19 protein-coding genes are annotated in these 23887 nt (G+C 64.2%); 17 read left to right on the top strand and 2 right to left on the bottom strand.

Annotation, left to right across the window (positions count from 1 at the left end; all coding sequences use genetic code 11):
- Positions 1-5: 5 nt before the first annotated feature.
- The 17 genes from mraY (at position 6) to ACVWWD_RS24905 (ending at position 20791) form a co-directional block, all read left to right on the top strand.
- A complete protein-coding gene (mraY, locus tag ACVWWD_RS24985; RefSeq protein ID WP_023769662.1) occupies positions 6-1088 on the top strand; it encodes a phospho-N-acetylmuramoyl-pentapeptide-transferase in 1083 nt (360 codons plus the stop codon).
- A gap of 8 nt (positions 1089-1096) precedes the next feature.
- Positions 1097-2497 (top strand): UDP-N-acetylmuramoyl-L-alanine--D-glutamate ligase, encoded by a 1401-nt coding sequence (murD, locus tag ACVWWD_RS24980; protein ID WP_352548583.1) that lies wholly within the window; start codon positions 1097-1099, stop codon positions 2495-2497.
- Positions 2497-3648: a putative lipid II flippase FtsW gene (gene ftsW / locus ACVWWD_RS24975; RefSeq protein WP_015317209.1), complete on the top strand. Its 1152-nt coding sequence runs from the start codon at positions 2497-2499 to the stop codon at positions 3646-3648. Before murD ends, ftsW begins: the two co-directional genes overlap by 1 nt.
- Before the next feature lies 1 nt (position 3649).
- Entirely contained in the window at positions 3650-4777 is a 1128-nt protein-coding gene (gene murG / locus ACVWWD_RS24970) for an undecaprenyldiphospho-muramoylpentapeptide beta-N-acetylglucosaminyltransferase (protein WP_352548585.1), read from the top strand.
- The gene (gene murC, locus ACVWWD_RS24965) at positions 4774-6174 is read left to right on the top strand and encodes a UDP-N-acetylmuramate--L-alanine ligase (RefSeq protein ID WP_352548587.1); all 1401 of its coding nucleotides are present in this window, start codon (positions 4774-4776) and stop codon (positions 6172-6174) included. Before murG ends, murC begins: the two co-directional genes overlap by 4 nt.
- Positions 6171-7136 (top strand): UDP-N-acetylmuramate dehydrogenase, encoded by a 966-nt coding sequence (murB, locus tag ACVWWD_RS24960; RefSeq protein WP_031240726.1) that lies wholly within the window; start codon positions 6171-6173, stop codon positions 7134-7136. Before murC ends, murB begins: the two co-directional genes overlap by 4 nt.
- Before the next feature lie 306 nt (positions 7137-7442).
- Complete coding sequence (locus ACVWWD_RS24955) at positions 7443-8369, top strand: D-alanine--D-alanine ligase (RefSeq protein WP_023769667.1); 927 nt, start codon at positions 7443-7445, stop codon at positions 8367-8369.
- Entirely contained in the window at positions 8357-9298 is a 942-nt protein-coding gene (locus ACVWWD_RS24950; protein WP_352548590.1) for a cell division protein FtsQ/DivIB, read from the top strand. Before ACVWWD_RS24955 ends, ACVWWD_RS24950 begins: the two co-directional genes overlap by 13 nt.
- Complete coding sequence (gene ftsA, locus ACVWWD_RS24945; RefSeq protein ID WP_015317215.1) at positions 9295-10602, top strand: cell division protein FtsA; 1308 nt, start codon at positions 9295-9297, stop codon at positions 10600-10602. The genes ACVWWD_RS24950 and ftsA overlap by 4 nt, the downstream gene beginning before the upstream one ends.
- Positions 10603-10668: 66 nt before the next feature.
- Positions 10669-12354: a cell division protein FtsZ gene (ftsZ, locus tag ACVWWD_RS24940; RefSeq protein WP_015317216.1), complete on the top strand. Its 1686-nt coding sequence runs from the start codon at positions 10669-10671 to the stop codon at positions 12352-12354.
- A gap of 280 nt (positions 12355-12634) precedes the next feature.
- Positions 12635-13585: a UDP-3-O-acyl-N-acetylglucosamine deacetylase gene (lpxC, locus tag ACVWWD_RS24935; protein WP_023769670.1), complete on the top strand. Its 951-nt coding sequence runs from the start codon at positions 12635-12637 to the stop codon at positions 13583-13585.
- A gap of 259 nt (positions 13586-13844) precedes the next feature.
- Positions 13845-14714: an outer membrane protein assembly factor BamD gene (locus ACVWWD_RS24930; protein ID WP_023769671.1), complete on the top strand. Its 870-nt coding sequence runs from the start codon at positions 13845-13847 to the stop codon at positions 14712-14714.
- A 185-nt stretch (positions 14715-14899) separates the two neighbouring features.
- The gene (gene recN / locus ACVWWD_RS24925; RefSeq protein WP_352548595.1) at positions 14900-16573 is read left to right on the top strand and encodes a DNA repair protein RecN; all 1674 of its coding nucleotides are present in this window, start codon (positions 14900-14902) and stop codon (positions 16571-16573) included.
- A 188-nt stretch (positions 16574-16761) separates the two neighbouring features.
- Entirely contained in the window at positions 16762-18966 is a 2205-nt protein-coding gene (gene ligA / locus ACVWWD_RS24920; protein WP_352548596.1) for an NAD-dependent DNA ligase LigA, read from the top strand.
- The gene (locus ACVWWD_RS24915) at positions 18963-19658 is read left to right on the top strand and encodes a DUF2461 domain-containing protein (RefSeq protein WP_352548598.1); all 696 of its coding nucleotides are present in this window, start codon (positions 18963-18965) and stop codon (positions 19656-19658) included. The genes ligA and ACVWWD_RS24915 overlap by 4 nt, the downstream gene beginning before the upstream one ends.
- Before the next feature lie 111 nt (positions 19659-19769).
- Positions 19770-20498 carry an AzlC family ABC transporter permease gene (locus ACVWWD_RS24910; protein ID WP_352548599.1) on the top strand — a complete coding sequence of 243 codons (729 nt, stop codon included), beginning with the start codon at positions 19770-19772 and terminating at the stop codon, positions 20496-20498.
- Positions 20495-20791 carry an AzlD family protein gene (locus ACVWWD_RS24905; protein ID WP_352548600.1) on the top strand — a complete coding sequence of 99 codons (297 nt, stop codon included), beginning with the start codon at positions 20495-20497 and terminating at the stop codon, positions 20789-20791. The genes ACVWWD_RS24910 and ACVWWD_RS24905 overlap by 4 nt, the downstream gene beginning before the upstream one ends.
- Positions 20792-20931: 140 nt before the next feature.
- Here the strand turns inward: ACVWWD_RS24905 and ACVWWD_RS24900 are convergent, their stop codons facing one another.
- Complete coding sequence (locus tag ACVWWD_RS24900) at positions 20932-22776, bottom strand: aminopeptidase P family protein (protein WP_352548602.1); 1845 nt, start codon at positions 22774-22776, stop codon at positions 20932-20934.
- Between the two features lie 231 nt (positions 22777-23007).
- Positions 23008-23880, bottom strand: coding sequence for a 50S ribosomal protein L11 methyltransferase (locus ACVWWD_RS24895; RefSeq protein WP_023782697.1), 873 nt, complete (start codon positions 23878-23880; stop codon positions 23008-23010).
- Positions 23881-23887: the final 7 nt, after the last annotated feature.

The raw sequence follows: 23887 nt of genomic DNA, 5'->3' as shown, positions 1-23887 counted from the left end.
AGCGCATGTTCACACTGCTGGTCGATTTCGCGGACAAGGTCTCTGTCTTCAATGTCTTCCGCTACATCACGTTCCGCACCGGCGGGGCGCTGATCACCTCCGCGCTGATCGTCTTCATCTTCGGGCCGACCATCATCAATTCGCTGCGGCTCAGGCAAGGCAAGGGCCAACCGATCCGGGCCGACGGGCCGCAGACCCATTTCAAGAAGGCAGGCACGCCGACCATGGGTGGACTGATGATCCTGTCCGGCATCATCGGCTCGTCGCTTTTGTGGGCGAACCTGTCCAGCATCTATGTCTGGGTGGTGCTTTTGGTGACGCTCGGCTTCGGCTCGATCGGCTTTTATGACGACTATCTGAAAGTGACGAAGCAGTCGCATCTCGGCTTCTCCGGCAAGGCGCGGCTTGCGTTGGAATTCGCTATCGCCGGCATCGCCGCCTGGGCGATCATGCACAATGGCCAGGCGCCGTTCTCGTCGTCGCTGACATTCCCCTTCGCCAAGGAATTCATCATCAACCTAGGCTGGTTCTTCGTTCCGTTCTCCTGCTTCGTCATCGTCGGCGCCGGCAATGCGGTGAACCTGACAGATGGCCTCGACGGCCTGGCGATCGTGCCGATCATGATCGCGGCGGCGTCCTTCGGCGTTATCGCCTATCTCTCGGGCAACGCGGTTTTCGCCGAATATCTGCAGATCCATTTCGTGCCCGGCACAGGTGAACTGGCGGTCGTGCTTGGCGCGGTCATCGGCGCCGGCCTCGGCTTCCTCTGGTTCAACGCGCCGCCCGCGGCGATCTTCATGGGTGACACCGGATCGCTGGCCATGGGCGGCCTGATCGGCACGGTCGCCGTCGCCACCAAGCACGAGATCGTGCTCGTCATCGTCGGCGGCCTGTTCGTGGTCGAGATTCTCTCGGTCATCATCCAGGTCGGCTACTTCAAGATGACCGGCAAGCGCGTGTTCCTGATGGCGCCGATCCACCATCATTTCGAAAAGCTCGGCTGGACCGAAAGCCAGGTGGTGATCCGCTTCTGGATCATCGCCGTCATCCTGGCGCTGGTCGGCCTTTCCACTCTCAAGCTCAGATAGGCCGCTACTTGATCCCCGCAGCATCCTTCGCAGGCAAGCGTGTATCGCTCTTCGGGCTCGGCGGCTCGGGGATCGCCACGGCGCGCGCGCTGATCGAGGGCGGAGCCGAGGTGCTGGCCTGGGACGACAATCCCGGCAGCGTCGCCAAGGCAGCCGCGACCGGCATCGCCACCGGCGACCTGCGTGGCGCCGACTGGGCCGGTTTTTCCGCCTTCGTGCTGTCGCCCGGCGTGCCGCTGACCCATCCCAAGCCGCACTGGAGCGTGGAATTGGCGCGCGGGGCCGGCGTTGAGATCATCGGCGATATCGAGCTGTTCTGCAGGGAACGGATGCAGCGTGCGCCGGATGCTCCCTTCATCGCCATCACCGGCACCAACGGCAAGTCGACGACGACGGCGCTGACGGCGCATATCCTTCAAGCCTCCGGGCGCGACACGCAGATGGGTGGCAATATCGGTCGTGCCGTGATGACGCTCGATCCGCCGAAGCCCGGCCGGCAGTATGTAGTCGAATGCTCGTCCTACCAGATCGACCTTGCGCCCTCGATCGATCCGACGGCGGGCATCCTGCTCAATCTGACGCCCGACCATCTCGACCGCCACGGCACCATGCAGCACTACGCTTCCATCAAGGAGCGGCTGGTGGCGGGCAGCGAGACGGCGATCATCGGCATCGACGATTCCTGGTGCGCGCAGATCGCCGATCGGCTGGAGCGGGCAGGGCGGCAGGTCGTCCGCATTTCCAAGCGCCTGCCGCTGACCGACGGCTATTTCGCCGACGGCACCAATCTGATGGAAGCCGTGCACGGCCGCTACAGCCGGGTAGCCTTCCTCGAAGGCATTGGCTCGCTGCGTGGTCAGCACAATGCGCAAAATGCGCTGGCCGCCGTCGCGGCTTGCCTCAAGGTCGGGCTCAACCTTGGCGAGATCCAGTCTGGGTTGGAAAGCTTCCCGGGTCTGGCGCACCGCATGGAGCAGGTTGGCCGCAAGGACCATGTGCTGTTCGTCAACGATTCCAAGGCGACCAATGCCGATGCCGCGGCACCCGCGCTGTCCAGCTTCAATCGCATTTATTGGATCGCCGGCGGCCTGCCCAAGGAAGGCGGCATCGAGCCGCTACGCGGTTTCTTCCCGCGCATCGCCAAGGCCTATCTGATCGGCGAGGCGGCGCCCGCCTTTTCGGCGACGCTCGGCGAGGCCGTGCCCTACGAGATCTCGGGCACGCTGGCGGCGGCGGTCGAGCATGCCGCGCATGACGCGGCCAAGGACGACAGTGGCGAGGCGGTGGTGCTGTTGTCGCCGGCCTGCGCCAGTTTCGACCAGTTCAAGAATTTCGAGGTCCGTGGCGAAGCCTTCAGGCAAGCTGCGAGCGCTATGGATGGCGTCAAACCCATCGGAGGGGCACGATAATGCAGAGCCGTCTCGACAAAAGTCCGGTCGCAACCTGGTGGTGGACCATAGATCGCTGGTTCCTGGCGGCGTTTCTGTCGCTGATGGGGCTCGGCATCGTGTTGTCCTTCGCGGCAAGTCCCGCTGTGGCCGAACGCATCGGCCTCGACAGTTTCCATTTCGCCACCCGGCAGATCATCTTCACCGTGCCTGCGCTCGGCGTGATGCTGGCGGTCTCCTTCCTCGATTCCAGGCAGATCCGGCGCATGTCGCTGATCATGCTGTGTCTGATGCTGGTGCTCATGGTGGCGGTGCTCTATGTTGGCGTCGAGGTGAAGGGCGCGCGCCGCTGGGTGTCGCTCGCCGGCCTGTCCATCCAGCCGTCCGAGTTCCTGAAGCCGGCCTTCGTCATCATGTGCGCGTGGCTGTTCGCCGAACACAAGCGCCAGCCCGACATTCCGGGCAATCTGTTCGCCATGCTGCTCCTAGTGCTGGTCGTGTCGCTGCTGGTGGCGCAGCCGGACCTCGGACAGACCATGCTGACCACCGGCACCTGGGGCATCATGTTCTTCATGGCGGGGCTGCCATGGCTTTGGATCATCGTGCTGGGCGCCGCCGGCGTCGGCGGTGTCTTCGCCGCCTACACGGTGTTTCCGCACGTCGCGCTGCGCATCGACAAGTTTCTCACCGGCGAGGGCGACACGTTCCAGGTCGACATGGGCCGCGATGCGCTGATCAATGGCGGCTGGTTCGGTGTCGGGCCGGGCGAGGGCACGGTCAAGCGTGTCATCCCCGACAGCCATGCCGACTTCGTCTTCTCGGTCGCGGGCGAGGAGTTCGGGCTGATCATGTGCTTCTTCATCATGTCGATCTTCGCCTTCATCGTGCTGCGCGGTCTCAACACGGCGCTCAAGGAGCATGACGACTTCACCCGTTATGCGGTCGGCGGTCTGGTCACGGTGTTCGGCCTGCAGGCCGTGATCAACATGTGCGTCAACCTGCAACTGGTGCCGGCAAAGGGCATGACGCTGCCCTTCATCTCCTATGGCGGCTCCTCGCAGATCGCCATCGCCATCTCAATGGGGATGGTGCTGGCGCTGACGCGCAAGCGGCCGGAAAAGCGCAAGCAGATGGGCTTTACCCTGCCGCAGCGCGCGATGCCGGCGGAGTGACATGGCCAGAGGCGTTATCCTTCTCGCCGCGGGCGGAACCGGCGGACATCTGTTTCCAGCCGAAGCCCTGGCGCATGAACTCCTCGAGCGCGGCTGGGCGGTGCATCTGGCGACCGACACCCGGGCCGAACGGTTTGCCGCCCATTTTCCGGCGGCCGCCGTCCATCCGATCCAGTCGGCGACGTTAGGCTCGAAAAATCCCTTTGCCCTGCTCGGCGCCTTCTGGAAAATCTGGAGCGGCGTGCGTCAGGCCTCCGCCGTCATCGGCAGGATCAAGCCGGAGGCCGTGGTCGGCTTTGGCGGCTATCCGACCTTGCCGCCGCTCTACGCGGCGACGCGGCGCAAGGTGCCGACGCTGATCCACGAGCAGAACGCGGTGATGGGGCGCGCCAACCGCGCGCTGGCCGGCCGTGTCGACGCGATCGCCGGCGGCTTCCTGCCGCAGGATGAAAGCGCGGCCGGCGCCAAGACGGTGACGACCGGCAATCCGGTCCGCCCGGCTGTGCTCGAAGCGGCCAGGACGCCTTACGCTGCTTCAACCGGGGATGAGCCCTTCCGCCTGCTGGTGTTCGGCGGCAGCCAGGGCGCACAATTCTTTTCCGATGCCATGCCGGGGGCAATCGCGCTGCTTTCCGATGCACAGCGCAAGCGCCTTGTCATGACCCAACAAGCTCGCGCGGACGACGTGGCTCGGGTGAAGGCGGCCTATGCCGCGCTCGGTGTCGCCGTCGAGGTCTCGCCGTTCTTCACCGACATGGCGGCGCGCATAGCGGCCGCGCATCTTGTAATCTCGCGTTCCGGCGCCTCGACCGTGTCGGAAATCGCCGTCATCGGCCGGCCGGCGTTGCTGGTGCCCTACCCCTTCGCGCTCGACCACGACCAGGCGGCCAATGCAGCCGCGCTTGCGGCCGCTGGCGGTGGCGAAGTGCATGTGCAATCCTCGCTTTCGCCCGAGCGCATCGCGGCACTGCTCGGCGCCCTGATAGACCAACCGGAGCGGCTGGCGACGATGGCTGCCGCGGCCAAGTCGGTGGGCAGGCCCGACGCGGCGCGGTTGCTCGCCGACCTCACAGAGGCTATTGCGTCCCGCAAAACAGTATCGGATTTCAGGAAGGGGACGCACCCATGAAGATGCCGCAGACCATCGGCCTCGTGCATTTCATCGGCATTGGCGGCATCGGCATGAGCGGCATCGCCGAGGTACTGCACAATCTCGGCTACAAGGTGCAAGGGTCCGACCAGGCCGAAAGCGCCAATGTACAGCGGCTGCGCGACAAGGGCATCGAATGCTTCGTCGGCCACAAGGCGGAGAATCTCGGTGAAGCCGAGGTCATCGTCGTCTCGACGGCGATCAAGAAGTCGAATCCGGAGCTGAAGGCGGCGCGTGAAAAGCTGTTGGCGATCGTGCGCCGCGCGGAGATGCTGGCCGAACTGATGCGTTTCCGCCAGGCGGTGGCGATCGGCGGCACGCACGGCAAGACGACGACGACCTCGATGGTGGCGACGCTGCTCGAGGCCGGCGGGCTCGACCCGACCGTCATCAATGGCGGCATCATCAATGCCTACGGCACCAACGCCCGCATGGGCGATGGCGAGTGGATGGTGGTCGAAGCCGACGAGAGCGACGGCACCTTCCTCAAGCTGCCGGCCGACATCGCCGTCGTCACCAACATCGATCCCGAGCATCTCGATCATTATGGCAATTTCGACAATGTGCGCGAAGCGTTCCGCCAGTTCGTCGAGAACGTGCCTTTCTATGGCTTCGGAGTGATGTGCACCGATCATCCGGAAGTGCAGGCGCTGGTCGGGCGCATCGAGGACCGGCGCGTCATCACCTATGGCGAGAACGCGCAGGCCGATGTGCGCTTCACCAACCATCGCATGGCGGGGGCGACCTCGGAGTTCGACGTGATCATCCGCGACCGCAAGGGGCGCGGCCAGACGGCGATATCGGGCCTGCGCTTGCCGATGCCCGGCCGCCACAATGTCTCCAACGCGACCGCCGCGATCGCGGTCGCGCACGAACTCGGCCTGTCGGCCGAGGCGATCAAGAAGGGCCTGTCGTCCTTCGCCGGCGTCAAGCGCCGCTTCACCCACACCGGTTCTTGGAACGGTGTCGACGTGTTCGACGATTACGGCCACCACCCGGTCGAAATCTCGGCGGTGCTGAAGGCGGCGCGCAGCGCCACCAACGGGCGTGTCATCGCCATTGCCCAACCGCACCGCTTCACCCGGTTGCATGATCTGTTCAACGAGTTCTCCGCCTGCTTCAACGATGCCGACACGGTGATGGTCGCCCCGGTCTACGCCGCCGGCGAAGAGCCGATGGACGGCGTGACATCGGACGCGCTGGTGTCACGTATCCGCGCCGGCGGCCATCGCGACGCCCGCTACATCGAGGGGCCGGCCGACATCGCGCCCGTCATCCGCGACATCGCCAAGCCCGGCGACTTCGTCGTCTTTCTCGGCGCCGGCAATATCACTCAGTGGGCCTATGCGCTGCCGAAGGAGCTTGCCGCCCCATGATGAACGGCCAGGCCCTGATCGACAGACTTGGCGACCGCCTGGCCGGCCTGCGCGGCCGCATCACGCCGAATGCCGAGATGGACAAGATCACCTGGTTCCGGGCTGGCGGCCTTGCCGAGGCGCTGTTCCAGCCGGCGGACGAGGAGGATCTGTCGGCCTTCCTCAGAGCCGTTCCAGAAGAGATACCCTTGACCATCGTTGGTGTAGGCTCGAACCTTCTGGTCCGCGACGGCGGCATTTTGGGTTTCGTCATCAGGCTTTCGGCCAAGGGCTTTGGCGAGGCCGAGATCGTTTCCCCGATCAGGATCAAAGCAGGTGCCGCCACGCCAGACAAGCGCATGGCGGCGGTGGCGCTCGAGGCCGGCATTGGCGGCTTTCATTTCTATCACGGCATTCCAGGCGCTATCGGCGGCGCGCTCAGGATGAATGCCGGCGCCAACGGGGTCGAGACGCGCGAGCGCGTCGTCGAGGTCCGGGCGCTCGACCGCGCGGGCAACGCCCAAACGCTGAGCAATGCTGAGATGGGCTATGCCTACCGTCATTCGGCGGCGCCCGCCGGGCTGATCTTCACTTCGGCCGTTTTCGAAGGCTTTGCCGAGGACAGGGCGGTGATCAAGGCGGCGATGGAAGCGGTGCAGAACCATCGCGAGACCGTGCAGCCGATCCGCGAGAAGACGGGCGGCTCGACCTTCAAGAATCCGGAAGGCACTTCGGCCTGGAAGGAGATCGACAAGGCGGGTTGCCGCGGGCTGATGATCGGAGGTGCGCAGATGTCGCCGATGCATTGCAACTTCATGATCAACACCGGAACCGCGACCGGCTACGACCTCGAATACCTCGGCGAGACGGTGCGTGCGCGGGTGCTCGAGCATTCCGGCATCCGGTTGCAGTGGGAGATCAAGCGCATCGGCAATTTCCGTTCCGGATACGCAGTCCAGGAGTTCCTCGGCCAGCTTCTCTAGCGCCTCTTGAAGTTCACGTGATGCGTGAACTTCAACCGGATCGAAATGCCGTGAAATAGTTGCTGCAAAGACTCAGCGACACGGCTTTCGGATCCATTTTCTCAGAAAGTGAATCTCTCGGAATCATAAGTGCTTGCCAGTGAATCAACTCTCTGATTCTCTGCCCTAAAGCGTTTCCTGATTTGAGTCGTTCGACGCGTTTTCAGCGTTTTCCGTCTGGGGGGGGCAACCTGCCGGGAGACTCGGACTCAATGTTGCGGAAAAAATCTCGGGTTTTTGGTCCGCGGTGAGAGGGGATGACGGGGAATGAAAAGCAAGCATGTGGCCGTATTGCTGGGAGGTTTCTCGTCCGAGCGGCCCGTGTCCCTTTCTTCCGGAAAGGCCTGTGCCGATGCGCTGGAGCAGGAGGGTTACCAGGTCACCCGCGTCGATGTCGGGCGCGATGTCGGCTCGGTGCTTGCCGAGCTCAAGCCTGACGTCGCCTTCAATGCGTTGCACGGGCCTTTTGGCGAGGACGGTACCATCCAGGGCATCCTCGAATATCTCGGCATTCCCTACAGCCATTCCGGCGTGCTGGCCTCGGCGCTTGCCATGAACAAGGAACAGGCGAAGAAGATCGTCAAGTCGGTCGGCGTCCCCGTTGCCGAATCGAAGGTCGCCAACCGGTTCTCCATCCAGAACAAGCATCCGATGAAGCCGCCCTATGTGGTCAAGCCGGTCAGCGAGGGGTCGAGCTTTGGCGTCGTCATCGTGTCGGAGGGGCAATCGCACCCGCCGCAGGTGATCGGGTCGTCCGACTGGAAATATGGCGATACCGTCATGGTCGAGCGCTACATCCATGGGCGCGAGCTGACCTGCGCCGTCATGGGCGATGTGGCGCTTGGCGTCTGCGAGATCATCCCGACGGGCCATTCCTTCTACGACTATGATTCAAAATATGTCGCGGGCGGATCAAAACACGAATGCCCCGCAAAAGTTTCACCGAATATTTACCAAAAAATACAGACACTGGCGCTCAAGGCTCACCAAGCTGTCGGCTGTCGGGGCGTTTCCCGGTCGGACTTCCGTTATGACGATCGTCACTCCGAAAATGGCGAGGTTGTATGGCTCGAGGTCAACACTCAGCCGGGCATGACGCCGACGTCTCTGGTGCCTGAGATTGCCGCCCATGCCGGGCATTCGTTTGGTGAATTGTTGAGTTGGATGGTGGAGGACGCTTCGTGTCTGCGTTGAAATGGGGACAGGGTAAGGTGAGGGGCGCGGCCGGGCCGTCGCTGTTCGGCCTGCCATTGTCGTTGGACCATTTCGTTCTGCCTCGCGTGCTTCGCCGCCCGGTACGCATCCTGACGCGCCTGGGCGATGGTGAATTCCAGGCGCCGCGCTTCTCCGCCGCGATCATGTCATCGGTGCTGCTGGCCTCGAGTGGCGCCTATGGCGCCTACCTCGGCGGTCATGCCGACGGCATCATTCAAAGCATCACCGCCCGCACCGGCTTCGCGGTCGACCAGGTCAAGGTGGTCGGCAACCGCCAGACTTCGGAGATCGACATTCTCGATAGGCTGGAACTCGATGGCTGGACGTCGCTTATCGGCTTCGATGCCGAGGCCGCGCGGGAGCGTATCGCGACCCTGCCGTGGATCCAGGTTGCCGCGGTGCGCAAGGTCTATCCGCACACGCTGGAGGTGCGGGTCGAGGAGCGTGCGGCTTTCGCGCTCTGGCAGCAGGGCAACGACCTCTCCGTCATCGAGAAGGATGGCGCCGTCATCGTGCCGTTCTCAGGCGGCAGGCAGGTGCTCCTGCCGCTGTTGATCGGCACCGGTGCGCCCGCCAAGGCGCCTGATTTCCTGGCCAGGATCGAACACTATCCCGACCTCGCCGCCCGCATCAAAGGCTATGTCCGCGTTGGCGAACGGCGCTGGGACCTGAAGCTGGATAACGGCATCACGATCAAGTTGCCCGAGGATGACGAGTATCAGGCGCTCGCCGAACTCGTCAAGATGGACCATGACAAGGGGCTGTTGTCGCGCGACATCGCCGCCGTCGACATGCGCCTGACAGACCGGCTGGTCGTGGAGCTGACGCCGCAGGCGGCGACGCAGCGCGAAGCCGCGCTCAACGAGAAGCCGAAAACCCTCAAGCACAAGCCGGAGACGAAGATATGAGCTGGCTTGGCGGTTCTGGCGATGCCTCGTCGCGCCGGTCGGGCACCCTGACGGTGCTGGACGTCGGCTCGAACAAGGTCTGCTGCATGGTGGCCAAGCTCAAGCCGAACGATGACGGCAAGCTCCTGCGCGGCCGCTCGCACCGCATCCAGGTCATCGGCATCGGCCACCAGAAATCGCAAGGCGTGAAGTCCGGCGTCATCGTCGATCTCGACCGTGCCGAGCATGCCATTCGCCTCTCCGTCGACGCCGCCGAACGGATGGCCGGGCTGACGGTCGATTCGCTGATCGTCAACATGACCGCCGGCCGGCTGAAGAGCGAAAGCTTCTCGGCGACCATCAATCTTGGCGGCCACGAGGCCGACGAAGCCGACATCAAGCGTGTGCTCGGCGCCGGTGCCAAGCAGGCGCTCAAGGCCGAGCGCGAGGTGGTCCATTCGCTGCCCGTCGGCTTCTCGCTCGATGCCGAGCGTGGCGTACGCGATCCGCGTGGCATGGTGGGCGACACGCTTGGCGTCGACATGCATGTGCTGACGGGCGATGCGGCGCCGATGCGCAATCTGGAGCTCTCCATCAACCGCTCGCATTTGTCGGTCGAGCGCATGGTGGCGACGCCCTATGCCAGCGGGCTGGCGGCACTGGTCGACGACGAGCTGGAACTCGGAGCCGCCTGCATCGACATGGGCGGCGGCACGACGACGATCTCGGTGTTTTCGGAAGGCAAGTTCGTCCATGGCGACGCCATCGCAATCGGCGGCAACCATGTCACGCTCGACATGGCCAAGGGACTTTCGACCTCGCTCGATGCCGCCGAGCGGCTGAAGGTGATGCACGGCTCGGCCTTGCCAGGCAGCGCCGACGACCGCGACCTGGTCTCGATCCAGCCGATCGGCGACGATGGTGACGTGCCGCTGCAGATCCCGCGTTCGGTGATGACGCGCATCGTGCGCGCCCGGATCGACGAGACGCTCGAACTCCTGCGCGACCGGTTGAACAAGTCCGGTTATGGCAATGCGGTCGGCAAGCGCGTCGTGCTCACCGGCGGCGCCAGCCAGCTGGCCGGCCTGCCGGAAGCGGCGCGCCGCATCCTGGGGCGCAATGTACGCATCGGTCGCCCGCTCGGCGTGGCGGGCCTGCCCGAAGCGGCGAAAGGCCCTGCTTTCTCGGCCGCGGTCGGGCTTCTGATCTATCCGCAGATGGCGAGCTTCGAGAGCCATCCGGCGAAAGGCATTTCCGGTCTCAGAATGACCGGAACGGGTGGAAAACTGCATCGCATGAGTCAGTGGTTGAGAGACAGTTTCTAATTGACGGGGACAGCCCCATAGGCGGCCGCGGCGGCGAAGCGGCGTGAAAGGCAAAGGACGGAGACAATGACCATCAATCTGCAGAAGCCGGACATCACCGAGCTTAAGCCGCGCATCACCGTGTTCGGTGTGGGCGGCGGCGGCGGCAATGCCGTGAACAACATGATCACCGCCGGACTGCGCGGTGTCGAGTTCGTCGTGGCCAACACCGACGCGCAGGCGCTGACCATGTCGAAGGCCTCTCGGCTGATCCAGCTTGGCGCGCATGTCACCGAGGGGCTCGGTGCCGGATCGCAGCCGGAAGTCGGCCGCGCGGCGGCGGAAGAGTGCATCGACGAGATCCTCGACCATCTCACCAACACCCATATGTGCTTCGTCACCGCCGGCATGGGCGGCGGCACCGGCACGGGTGCTGCTCCGGTTGTTGCCCGTGCAGCGCGCGAGAAGGGCATTCTCACCGTCGGCGTCGTCACCAAGCCGTTCCACTTCGAAGGCCAGCGCCGCATGAAGACGGCCGATTTCGGCATCGAGGAGCTGCAGAAATGCGTCGACACCTTGATCGTCATCCCCAACCAGAACCTGTTCCGGCTGGCCAATGACAAGACCACCTTCGCCGACGCCTTCGCGATGGCCGACCAGGTGCTCTACTCCGGTGTGGCCTGCATCACCGACCTGATGGTCAAGGAAGGCCTGATCAACCTCGACTTCGCCGACGTGCGTTCGGTGATGCGCGAAATGGGCAAGGCGATGATGGGCACCGGCGAGGCTTCGGGCGAGGGCCGCGCGATGGCGGCGGCGGAAGCCGCGATCGCCAACCCGCTGCTCGATGAGACCTCGATGAAGGGCGCCAAGGGCCTGCTGATCTCGATCACCGGCGGCCGCGACCTGACCCTGTTCGAAGTCGACGAAGCGGCGACCCGCATCCGCGAGGAAGTCGACCAGGACGCCAACATCATCCTGGGCGCCACTTTCGACGAGGAGCTCGAAGGCGTCATCCGGGTCTCGGTGGTCGCCACCGGCATCGACAAGTCGGCGGCCGAAATAGCCGCCGCGCCGATCTCGATCCGTACCGCGCCGCCGAAGCAGGCTGCCCGGCCGGCCGTCGCCCCGGTGGAAAGCCGCCCGGCGCCGGTCCAGCAGACGGTGTATGAGCCACGCGCCGCCGATCCGGTTGCCGAAGCCATCCAGTTGGCCGAAGCCAATGCCGCGGCCATGGCTCAGGCTCGTCCGGCTCCGGTCGCCCATGCGGACGATTTCCGCCCGCAGAGCAAGATCTTCCAGGCACCGCCCGCACAGCCGCAGCCGATGGTGCAGCCGGTCGTCCAACAGATGATGCAGCCGGCTCCGCAGCCGCGCGAAATGCTGCGTGAGGTCCAGCAGCCGGTGGCGATGGCACCGCAGCGCATGCCGCGCGTCGAGGACTTTCCGCCGGTCGTCAAGGCCGAGGTCGACGCCAAGAGCCGTCCGGCCGACCACGAAAACAGCGGCCCGATGGGCCTCCTGAAGCGCCTGACCAATGGCCTGACCCGCCGCGAGGAGGAGCCTGCACGGCTGCAGCCGGCGCAGCCGCGCGAGCCCAAGCTGCGCCAAGCCGCACCGGAAGTGCGCCGCCTCGCCAGCCAGGACGCCCAGCTTTACGCGCCGCGGCGCGGCCAGCTGGACGATCAGGGCCGCCTGACGCCGCAGACCAGGGCGACTCAGGACGACGACCAGCTCGAGATTCCAGCGTTCCTGCGCCGCCAGGCCAACTGAGCGGTTAACGGACTGTAACAATCGTTAACAGGCAAGCAAGCAATTGCGTGCCTGTTAACGTTTAGAAATAGCGTATAATCAATGGGTTATGACGTCGTACGTGTTCCAGTTCGCGGTTACAAAGAGTAAGAAACCGTGATTTGGAGTCTCCCTGCCGGGACATTATCTTCGCTGCCTACCATAGTCGGTTTGCCAGGATTTCGGGGAAGTCGCCCTGCTTGCCGATTTAACAAGAGCCGCGCCCTCGGGCTGGAGAAGCGGACCTAGGCGTTACGGGCTCATGGGGATTGTCTTGCACGACCATCAGACGACAGTGAAGACGCGCGCGTCGCTTACAGGCACCGGCGTCCACAGCGGCAAAGAAGTTTCCATCAGTTTCCTGCCCGCGGATGCCGATACCGGCATCGCGTTCCAGCTCCTGAAAGGAGAAGGGCGGGGCCGTGAGTTCCGCGCCCTCTTTTCCGAGATCGGCGCCACCGACCTTTGCACCATGCTTGGCGATCCTTCGGGCGAGCATATCGCCACGGTCGAGCACATCATGGCCGCCCTGTTAGGACTCGGCATAGACAACGTCATCATCGAGATCGACGGCCACGAGGTCCCAATCCTCGACGGCAGCGCCATGGCGTTCGTCGAAGCCATCGACCAGGCCGGCATCGAGACGCTGGCCGTCAAGCGGCGCTATATCAGGGTGGTCAAGCCGGTCCGCATCGAGAACGGCGCCTCCTGGGCCGAGTTCAGGCCCTATGACGGTACCCGTTTCGAGGTCGAAATCGATTTCGAAAGCCCGGCGATCGGCCGTCAGTTCTTCGCATCCGATATCAATGCCGATATTTTCCGCCGCGACATCGCGCGGGCCCGCACCTTCGGCTTCATGAAGGACGTCGAGCGGCTGTGGGCCGCCGGCTATGCTCTGGGATCCTCGCTGGAAAATTCCCTGGTGATCGGTGACGACAACCGCGTCATCAACATGGGCGGCCTGCGCTATCCCAACGAATTCGTGCGCCACAAGACGCTCGACGCGATGGGCGACCTGGCGCTGGCCGGCGCGCGATTCATCGGATGTTTCCGCTCCTATCGCGGCGGCCATCGGCTGAACGCCGCGGCGCTGCGGCGCCTGCTGTCGGACCGCACCGCCTTCGAGATCGTCGAGACGACACGCCGCGAGCGTGGCCGGGCCGCCGAGATGAACGCCGTCAATGCGCCTCTCTATGCGCCCTGGATGATCTGATTTTCTTAATTTTTTTGGATTTTATGGATGTGGGTGTTGCATGAATGCATCATCCACCGGCGAAATTGCGTAGATTTTCAAGCCGCGGTCCGCCGCCACAAAAATGCGCGATTGGCTGGACATAGCGTTGCCGGGCAAGGCGGTTATGGTTTATGGCTGCTGCCGTTGATTAGTGCATGTCGCTCAAAAGTGGGGACCAGTTTTGGGACAACTGCATGCAACGAGCATTAAAATAACGCCGAAAGGGCGCAATCCAATCATGTTCTTCAAGCGATTCGGTCAATCGAAAGCGCCGCAGCGGTCTGTCTTCCTGGCGCTTTCGGTGGTTGTTCCATCGCTCTTTCTGGCGGCTTGCATGTCGTCGGAAAAAGACATCGATCTGTCGACCTATGTCGATCAGACCGAACCGGCCGACGTTCTCTACAATCAGGGCCTGGCCAATCTGAATGCCGGCCGCCTGGACGAGGCAAGCAAGAAATTCGACGCGGTCGACCGCCAGCACCCCTATTCGGAATGGGCCCGCAAATCGATGGTGATGGGCGCGTTCGCCGACTATCGAAAGGGCAGCTACGACGACGCGATCCAGTCGGCGAAGCGGTACTTGGCTCTCTATCCGTCAACGGATGACGCGGCCTATGCCCAGTACATCATTGGTCTCAGCTACTATCGCCAGATCAAGGATGTGACGCAGGACCAGAAGGAAGCACGCCAGACCCTGCAGACGATGCAGGACCTGGTGACACGCTGGCCGACGTCGGAATATGTCGACGATGCCAAGGAAAAGATCCGCTTCGCCAACGACCAGCTCGCCGGCAAGGAAATGCAGATCGGCCGCTATTATCTGGAGCGCCGCGAGTACATCGCCGCCGTCAAACGCTTCCGCACCGTGGTCGAAAGCTATTCCAACACCCGCCACGTAGAGGAAGCGCTCGCGCGCCTCACCGAAAGCTATTACGCGTTGGGCTTGACCTCGGAGGCCCAGACGGCGGCCGCGGTGCTCGGTACCAACTATCCCGACAGTTCGTGGTACAAGGATTCCTACAAGCTGCTGCAGAGCAACGGGCTGGCGCCGCGCGAAAATGCCGGGTCGTGGATATCCAAGGCCGGGAAGCTGATCACCGGCGCCTGACCGCAGAGCCTCCGAGCGAAGCGCGCACAGCGCGCTTTTTCGGATTGATCCGAAGCTCAAACAAAAAGATAGTGCGGCGCTGCGACTCCAACTGTCGGGTGCCGCCTTTATCTTTTTGTTTTCGTGCCTGTCGTTATCCCGGAGCGGGTCCACTTTTGGGCGGCATGCAATAGGTCCGGTTTCTCATGCTTTCCAGACTGTCGATCCGCGATATCGTCCTGATCGAAAAGCTGGACATCGACTTCCAGCCGGGTCTTTCCGTGCTGACCGGCGAAACCGGCGCCGGCAAGTCCATCCTGCTCGATGCCCTGTCGCTGGCGCTCGGCGCGCGTGGCGATGCCTCGCTGGTGCGTCACGGCGCGTCCCAGGGCCAGGTCATTGCCGTGTTCGATGTTCCGCGCAACCATCCGGTGCGCGCGCTGCTTGCCGAAAACGCGATCGAGGACGATGGCGACGTCATCCTGCGGCGCGTGCAAACGGCGGACGGCCGGACCCGTGTGTTCGTCAACGACCAGCCGTCCAGCGTGACGTTGATGCGCGATGTGGGCCGCGCGCTGGTCGAGATCCACGGCCAGCATGACGAACGCGCCTTGGTCGATCCCGGGGCGCATCGCGATGTGCTCGATGCTTTCGGCGGCCATCTCGGCGCCGTCCGCTCGACCGGCGAGGCATGGCGGCACTGGCGCGCCGCCCAGCAGGAGCTGACGCGCCATCGCGCCAAGGTGGAAGCCGCCGCGCGCGAGGCGGACTATCTGCGCGCCGCGGTTGCCGAACTGACCAAGCTCGATCCGCAGCCGGGCGAGGAAACCGAACTTGCCGAGCTGCGTGCCCACATGATGCGCGCCGAGAAGATCGCTTCCGAAATTCACGACGCCCAGGATGTGCTATCCGGCCCGTCCTCGCCCTTGCCGCAACTGGCCAGCCTGCTGAGACGGCTGCAGCGCAAGGCGTCGGAAGCGCCCGGCCTGCTCGAGGACGTGGTGAAGTCGCTGGACGAAGCCATGCTGTCGCTCGACGCGGCGCAGTCGGGCGTCGAGGCCGCGCTTCGTGCCACGGAGTATGATCCACAGCGGCTGGAGAAAGCCGAGGAACGACTGTTTTCACTGCGGGCGGCGTCACGCAAGCACAGCGTCGCCGTCGACGACCTGGCGCAGCTGCGCGACACGATGGTTGCCGATCTCGCCGATCTCGATGCCGGCGAAGAACGCCTGCACGGCTTGCAAAAGCAGGCAGCCGCCGCGCGCGAAGCCTATGATATCGCCGCCGCACAGCTATCCTCGCTTCGCCATGCCGCGGCGGTCGGTCTGACCAAGGCGGTCATGGCCGAACTGCCGGCGCTGAAGCTCGAACGCGCGGCCTTCATCGTCGAGATGAAGAGCGAGGCCGAGGCGCGCATGGAAGAGGGCATCGACCAGATCGAGTTCTGGGTGCGCACCAATCCTGGCACGCGGCCCGGGCCGATGATGAAGGTTGCCTCCGGCGGCGAGCTTTCGCGCTTTCTCCTGGCGTTAAAGGTTGCGCTGGCCGACCGTGGTTCGGCGCCGACACTGGTTTTCGACGAAATCGACACCGGGGTGGGCGGCGCCGTGGCCGACGCCATCGGCCAGCGGCTGGCGCGGCTGTCGAAGCGCGTCCAGGTGCTTTCCGTCACCCATGCGCCGCAAGTGGCGGCGCGCGCGGCAACACATTTCCTGATCTCCAAATCGGGCAGCACCGACCGTGTCGCGACCGGAATTGCCGAGATGGACAGGACTGCGCGGCAGGAGGAGATCGCCCGCATGCTGGCCGGCGCCACGATCACCGACGAGGCGCGCGCCGCCGCCGAGCGGTTGTTGCGCGAGAATACAAACGCGGCGTGAGACGATCCGGCGTCATGAGACGATCAGGCGTCATGAGACGATCAGGTGTCATGAGACGATCAGGTGTCATGGGGCGAGTCAGGATATGGCTCTATCCTGCTGTTCAGGAATGATCTTTTCCGAAAACCGGCTCCCACCTTTCAAGATCATGCTCTATTGTGACGCGCCACCGTTCAGGGACAAAAAGCATGGCTGAAAAACCTGTCGATTCGCTCAGCGAAAGCGAGGCTGAAGCGGAACTCCAGCGCCTTGCCGAGGAGATCGCCGGTCATGACCGGCGCTACCATGCCGAGGACGCGCCCACGATCACGGACGCGGAGTATGACGCGCTGCGGCGGCGCAATCTTGCTATCGAGGAGCGCTTTCCCGGGCTGGTGCGCGAGGATTCGCCCTCGCTCAGGGTGGGTGCCGCCCCGGCGGAAGGCTTCACCAAGGTGCGCCATGCCGTGCCGATGCTCAGCCTCGCCAAGGCCTATACCGACGCCGACGTCACCGATTTCATCGAGCGCGGCCGGCGCTTCTTCGACCGCGACAAAGACCTCGACATTGCCTTCACCGCCGAGCCGAAGATCGACGGGCTGTCGGCTTCGCTGCGTTATGAAAAGGGCGTGTTCGTGCAAGGCGCGACGCGCGGCGACGGCGCTGTCGGCGAGGACATCACCGCCAACCTCAGGACCATCGCCGACATTCCCGCTAAGCTGAAGGGCTCAGGCTGGCCCGAGACCATCGAGATCCGTGGCGAGGTCTATATGACCTATGCCGAATTCGAGGCGCTCAAGGCGCGCTCGGCGGCTGTCGGCGGCCAGGATTACGTCAATCCGCGCAACACGGCGGCCGGGTCGCTGCGCCAGAAGGATCCATCCGTAACCGCCAGCCGCAACCTCAAATTCTTTGCCTATGCCTGGGGTTACACGACAGCGGATCCGGCACCAACGCAGTACGAATCAGTGCAGAAATTCGCCGATTGGGGCTTCAAGATCAGTCCGCTGCTGGTGCGGGCGAAATCGGTCGAGGAATTGGTCGCGCATTATCACCTGATCGAGGAGCAGCGCTCGTCGCTCGGCTATGACATAGACGGCGTCGTCTACAAGGTCGACCAGTTGGAGCTGCAGCGCCGCTGGGGTTTCGTCACCGGTGAACCACGCTGGGCCATTGCCCACAAATTCCCGGCCGAACAGGCGATGACGACCGTGCACAGGATCGACATCCAGGTCGGCCGGACGGGCACGCTGGCGCCGGTCGCGCGGCTCGCCCCGGTGACGGTCGGCGGCGTGGTGGTGGAGAACGTCACGCTGCACAATGAAGATTATATCAAGGGCCTGGACAGTACAGGGCAACCGATCCGCGACGGCATCGACGTGCGCATCGGCGACACGGTGGTGATCCAGCGGGCAGGCGATGTCATCCCGCAGATCGTCAGCGTCGTTATCGACAAGCGTCCGCCCGATGCCGTGCCGTACGAATTCCCGCACTCTTGCCCGATCTGCGGTTCGCCGGCGACGCGCGAGATCAACGAGAAGACCGGCAAGGAGGATTCGCGCCGCCGCTGCACCGGCGAACTGATCTGCCCGGCGCAGGCCGTGGAGGGGCTGCGCCACTTCGTGTCGCGCGGGGCCCTGGATATCGAAGGCCTGGGCGCGGAGAACATCGACCTGTTTTTCAATGCGGGTTTGATCAAGACAGCCGCCGACATCTTCACGCTCAGGGAGCGCCGCCCGGCCGTGACCAAGGCGCTGGCCGAGCGGCGCGAGGAGCAGGCTAGGCAGCGCGAGGCCGCATCCGGCAAGACCCGCAAGAATGTGCGCAGCGTCGAGGACCGCAATTACGAAGGCCTCGACAAATTGTTCGGGGCCATCGATTCGCGCCGCGAGCCGGAGCTCGACCGCTTCATCTTCGCGCTCGGCATCCGCCATATAGGCGAGACGACGGCAGCCATGCTTGCGCGAACATTCTCGACCATCGAGGAGCTGATCCGAGTCGGCAAGGAGACGGCCGCGGCGGAGGATCCGCATGCCGTCTTCCCATCGATCAATGGCATTGGCGATACGGTGATCGATGCGCTGCGCGATTTCTTCGGCAATGAGCGCAATGACGAGGTGCTCGAGAAGTTGCTGGAGCAGGTCAAGCCGAAGCCCTATATCGTCACCGTTTCGGACGACAGCGAGGTCGCCGGCAAGACGATCGTCTTCACCGGTTCGCTGGAAAAGATGACCCGTTCCGAAGCCAAGGCGATGGCCGAACGTCTCGGCGCCAAGGTGGCCGGCTCGGTTTCGGCCAAGACCGATCTGCTGGTCGCGGGACCGGGTGCGGGCTCCAAGCTCAAGCTTGCCAGCGAACTCGGCGTCGAGGTCATCGACGAGGACACCTGGCTGCAGCGGGTAGGCAAGTCGTGACGGGCGAAGCGTTCAAAGGGTTCGGCCCCAAGGCCATTCCGTTCCTGAAAGCGCTCGATTTCCACCAGAGTCGCGAGTGGTTCCTGGAGAACCGCGAGCTGTTCGAAAAGGAATTGCGCGATCCACTGGGCGATCTCGTCGAGACGCTTACGCGGCGATTTGCGGAAGCCGGCCTCGGCCTGCGCGGCGATCGCAAGAAGTCGTTGTTTCGCATCAATCGCGACGTGCGCTTCGCCAAGGACAAGCGGCCTTACAACAGACATGTCTCGGCGATCCTGTCGCCGGACGGCAGCAAGGCGGTGCAGGGCGTCTTCTATGTCCATATCGGGCTGGAGGGATGCTACGCCGGCGTCGCCTGGTGGCAGCCGGAGGCCGCGCTCCTGTTGTCGATGCGTCGGGCCATCGAGACATGGCCCGAGCGGTTTCGCGCCATGGTGAAGGCGTTGAACAAAAATGGCCTCGAACTCGATGCCGAGGGCGGCATGAAACGCACGCCGCGCGGCTTCGAACACGTATCTGACAAAGACCTCGTCGGCGCCATCCGCAACCGGCATTTCGCCGTCCGTCACACGATCGATCCAGCTGGTATCCACGGGCCGGAACTGGTCGAGGAACTCGTCGACTTCACCATGCGCGCCAAGCCGCTGCTCGACTGGGGCAGAGCGGTCGAGGGCACGGCAGCGAGGGACTGAGTTCCCACGCGACGGTCGCGAGGATCATTTCCGCTGATCGTTTGGCTCAAGCGAATTCGTGTGACAACCAGGGCAGTGCTTCCTAAATCAGCCCTCTGACCGGGGAGAGACATGTCGGCGCAAGCAATTTCCGAGACCGGCGCGAAAAGCGACTTCTGGCAAGGCGTACGGCTCTCCATGCCGGTCGTGGTGGCGGCGGCGCCCTTCGGGCTGCTGTTCGGCGCGATTGCCGTCGACAACGGCTTTTCCGTTTTCGAAGCCTTCCTGATGAGCGCGCTGATCTTCGGCGGCGCCAGCCAGATGGTCGGCATAGAACTGTTCGGCCAGCATGTCGCGCCGTGGCTGATCGTGCTATCGATCTTCGCCGTCAATTTCCGTCACGTGCTCTATTCCGCCGGCATTGGCCGGCGCATCGCGCACTGGTCCGGGGTGCAGCAGGCGCTCGGCTTCTTCATCCTCACCGATCCGCAATTCGCCGTCGCCGAGGCCAGGGCCCAGTCAGGCCAGACCGTCGGCTTTGCCTGGTATCTGGGACTTGGGCTGCCGGTGTATGTATTCTGGACCATCGAAAGCGCGCTCGGTGCGCTGTTTGGAAAGCTTATTCCAGATCCCCATGCGCTGGGGATCGATTTCCTGCTGCCGATCTATTTCCTTGGCCTGGTGATGGGCTTCCGCAAACGGCCGCTGTGGCTGCCAGTGGTCATCGCCAGCGCCTTCGCCTCGACCATCGCCTACAAGACAGTGGGTTCGCCCTGGCACGTTTCGATCGGCGCCGTCGCCGGCGTGTTGCTCGCCGTCGTCCTGCCGCCGCATCACAGTGGTGTGGAGACAAGGCCATGAGCACGACCTTCTGGATCATCATCGCCGGCGCCATCGCCACCTATCTCACCCGTATTGGCGGGCATCTGGTCATCTCGCGCTTCGACCACATCCATCCGCGTGTCGAGGCCGGGCTCAACGCCGTGCCTGCGGCGGTGCTGACGACGCTTGTGGCGCCGGCCGCGCTCGGCGCGGGCCCGGCGGAGTGGGCAGCGCTGGTCGTCTCGGCGCTGGTAGCGCTGCGTGGCGGGCTGATGGCGATGTTTCTGGTGGGCGCGGCGGTGTTGATCGTAGCGCGCCAGTTCGTCGGGTAGGGCGCATCGATATCCAGGTGATTCCGGCCTGCAGACGGCTGATACCCGCGCTTCGGTGCTCCAATCCGGTTCTCGGCATCAACCGTTTTTTCGGCTCGGCCCGGCCTGAACCTCGACACGCCCTTCAGCGCTTCAGAAAATCAAATCTTCGCGTCGTGCGGCAGCGGTGCCGTCGCCTTTTCCAGCCAGGCCAGCGTTTCGCCGTCGAGCATCGGACCGATCTCGGCCAGCACGCGGGCATGGTAGGCGTCGAGCCAGTGCAATTCGTCTCGGGTCAGCAGATCCGATCGCACCAGCCTCACGTCGATCGGGGCCAGCGTCAGCGTCTCGAAACCGTGCATGGCGATGTCGCCGCCCTCGATCTGTTCGGCCGGCGTCACCAGGATGAGGTTTTCGATGCGAATGCCGTAGGCGCCCTCCTTGTAGTAGCCGGGCTCGTTCGACAGCATCATGCCCTCTAGCAGCTTTTCGGTGCCGGTGCGGGCGATGCGCTGCGGACCCTCATGCACGGCCAGGTATGAGCCGACGCCGTGGCCGGTGCCATGGGCGAAGTCGCAGCCATGCCTCCACAGCGCCATGCGGGCGACGGCGTCGATCTCCGAGCCGCGCGTGCCGGCGGGGAAGCGCAGCGTGGAAATGCCGATCATCCCTTTCAGCACCAACGTGAAGCGCTCGCGCATCTCTTCGGTCGGCTGGCCGATCGGCACGGTGCGGGTGATGTCTGTCGTGCCGTCCTGGTATTGCGCGCCGGAATCGAGCAGGAACAGCTCACCAGCCTGCAGCTTGCGGCTGGTGGCGCGCGAGACGCGGTAATGCATGATGGCACCGTTCGGGCCAGCGCCCGAAATGGTGTCGAAAGAGACGTCGCGCAGCGGCATCTGCGTTTCCTCGCCGGTCTGCCGACGGGTTTCTTCGAGCCTGGTGACAACCGCGATCTCGTCGAGCGAGCCGGGTTTCTGGCGCTCCAGCCAGCACAACAGCTTGGCCACCGCCGCGCCGTCGCGGCGATGCGCGGCGCGCGAGCCGTTGATCTCGGCCTGGTTCTTGGTGGCGCGCGGAATGCGGGCAGGGTCGGGCGCGGCAATCACCGTGCCACCATTGTCCTCGACCAGCATGCGCAACCGGTCGGCGGCCAGCACCGGATCGAGCGCGATTTTCGCGCCGCTTTTCGCAAGTGCCGCGATCGCGCCTTCGAATTCGCCGGGCTCGTGCGGATCGGCAAGCTGGGTGAGATAGGCCGCCACCTGGCGCGAGAATTTCTTGCTGTCCATGAACAACTGGTGCGACCCGTCGGCGGCGAGGATGGCGAAGCCGAGCGCCAGCGGCGTGTGCGGCACGTCACCGCCACGAATGTTGAAGGCCCAGGCGATGGACGAGGGGTCGGTCAGCACCGCATGGGTGGCGCCGTCCTTGCCGATCGACGTCGCCAGCCGCGCCAGCTTGTCCTTGGCGAGTTCGCCGGCAAAGCCGATCGGGTGCAGCTCTACCGGGGTCACGGGTGCCGCGGGCTGATCCTTCCAGATGATGTCGATGGGGTTCCGTTCGAGCGGCACCAGCACCGCGCCGGTCTTGTCGGCGGACGCCTGCAGCGCCTTGACTTCGCCGATCGTGTGCAGCCAGGGATCGAACCCCAGCCGCGCCCCCTTGCCGATGTTATCCTTGAGCCATACAGCGGGCGGATTGTCGACCAGGCTTTCGATCGAAAAGATGCCGAGATCGACTTCGCCACGCACCTGCAGCGTGTAGCGCCCGTCGACAAAGACGAAGGCGCGGTCGCGCAGCACGATGGCGACGCCGGCCGAGCCGCTGAAGCCGGTCAGCCATTTCAGCCGTGCCGACCGGTCGGCGACGTATTCGCCCTGGTGCTCGTCGGCGCGCGGAACGATGAAGCCGTCGAGGCCGTTCGCGGCCAGCCACTGGCGCAGTAGCGCCACGCGCGGCTTGCCGACCGCCGGATCGCCCGCGGAATCGAAGGTCTGGAACATTGTGGGCCTCCTTGGTATCCGCGACCGTAGCCTATGGGCCTGGAAAGCGGAATCGATTTTCCGGAGGCGCAAATTGCAACAGCATCGCCTGGCTGACAACCAAATGAGGCTGGTCCAGCCATGGCACGAAAGGGGACCGCGCCGGCATTCTCTTGGCTATGCCGCCCTGGCGACACGCATCGGAGTCCCAGCAATTGGGACCGTTGAGGTCCGGCGACCGCCTTGCCGGCCTCAATGCTTGAGATGGATCGTCACCCAGCCTTCGCGGTGCAAGGTACTGACGTGGCGGAAATTCTGGCCGACATAGGCCGAGATCACCGCGTCGCGCTGGCGGTCGAGGATGCCTGACAACACGATCGAGCCGCCAAGTGCGATATGCCCGGCCATTTGCGGCGCCAGCCGCATCAGCGGCCGGGCCAATATGTTGGCGACGATGAGGTCGAAGGGTGCGCGCCTGGCAAAGATCGGGTGGTGAAAGCCAGGCGCGGTCACTGTCTCGATAAGGCCTTTGACGTGGTTCAGCCGGGCATTGGCGGCGGCAACCTTGACCGCAACCGGATCGATGTCGGTGGCCAGCACCGGAATATGGGCCAGTTTGGCGACGGCGATCGCCAGCACCGCGCTGCCGGTACCGAGGTCGAGTGCGTTACGCGGATGCTCGCGCCGCACCACCTTCTCCAGCATTTCCAGGCAGCCCGCGGTGGTGCCGTGGTGGCCGGTGCCGAAGGCAAGGCCGGCCTCGATCTCGATGGCGAGCTCGCCGCTGTGGCGCTTCCTGCTGTCATGCGCGCCGTGGACGAAGAAACGGCCGGCGCGCACCGGCTTCAACCCTTCCAGGGAACGTGCCACCCAGTCGATGTCGGGCAGCGCCTCGCGCTCGACCGGTCTCGACAAAGCGAGGCCGGCGAGAACATCGTTCAGCCGCGCCTCGACCGCCTCGACGTCGCCATCGGCGTAGAGCGAGACCTCGTGGATGTCGGCGTCTTCGTCGACCTCCAGCACGGCAATCGGCAGGCCTTCATCCTCGAAGGCCGTTTCGAGCGCCGCGAAGATACGCTCGGCCTCGATCTTTCCGGTGGTGAAATGGAGCCGCGTCTGGGTCATGTGAATT

Source organism: Mesorhizobium sp. URHB0026, assembly GCF_054059755.1.
Note: the sequence above shows the minus strand (reverse complement) of the source record. Positions and strands in the feature narration are given on the sequence as shown.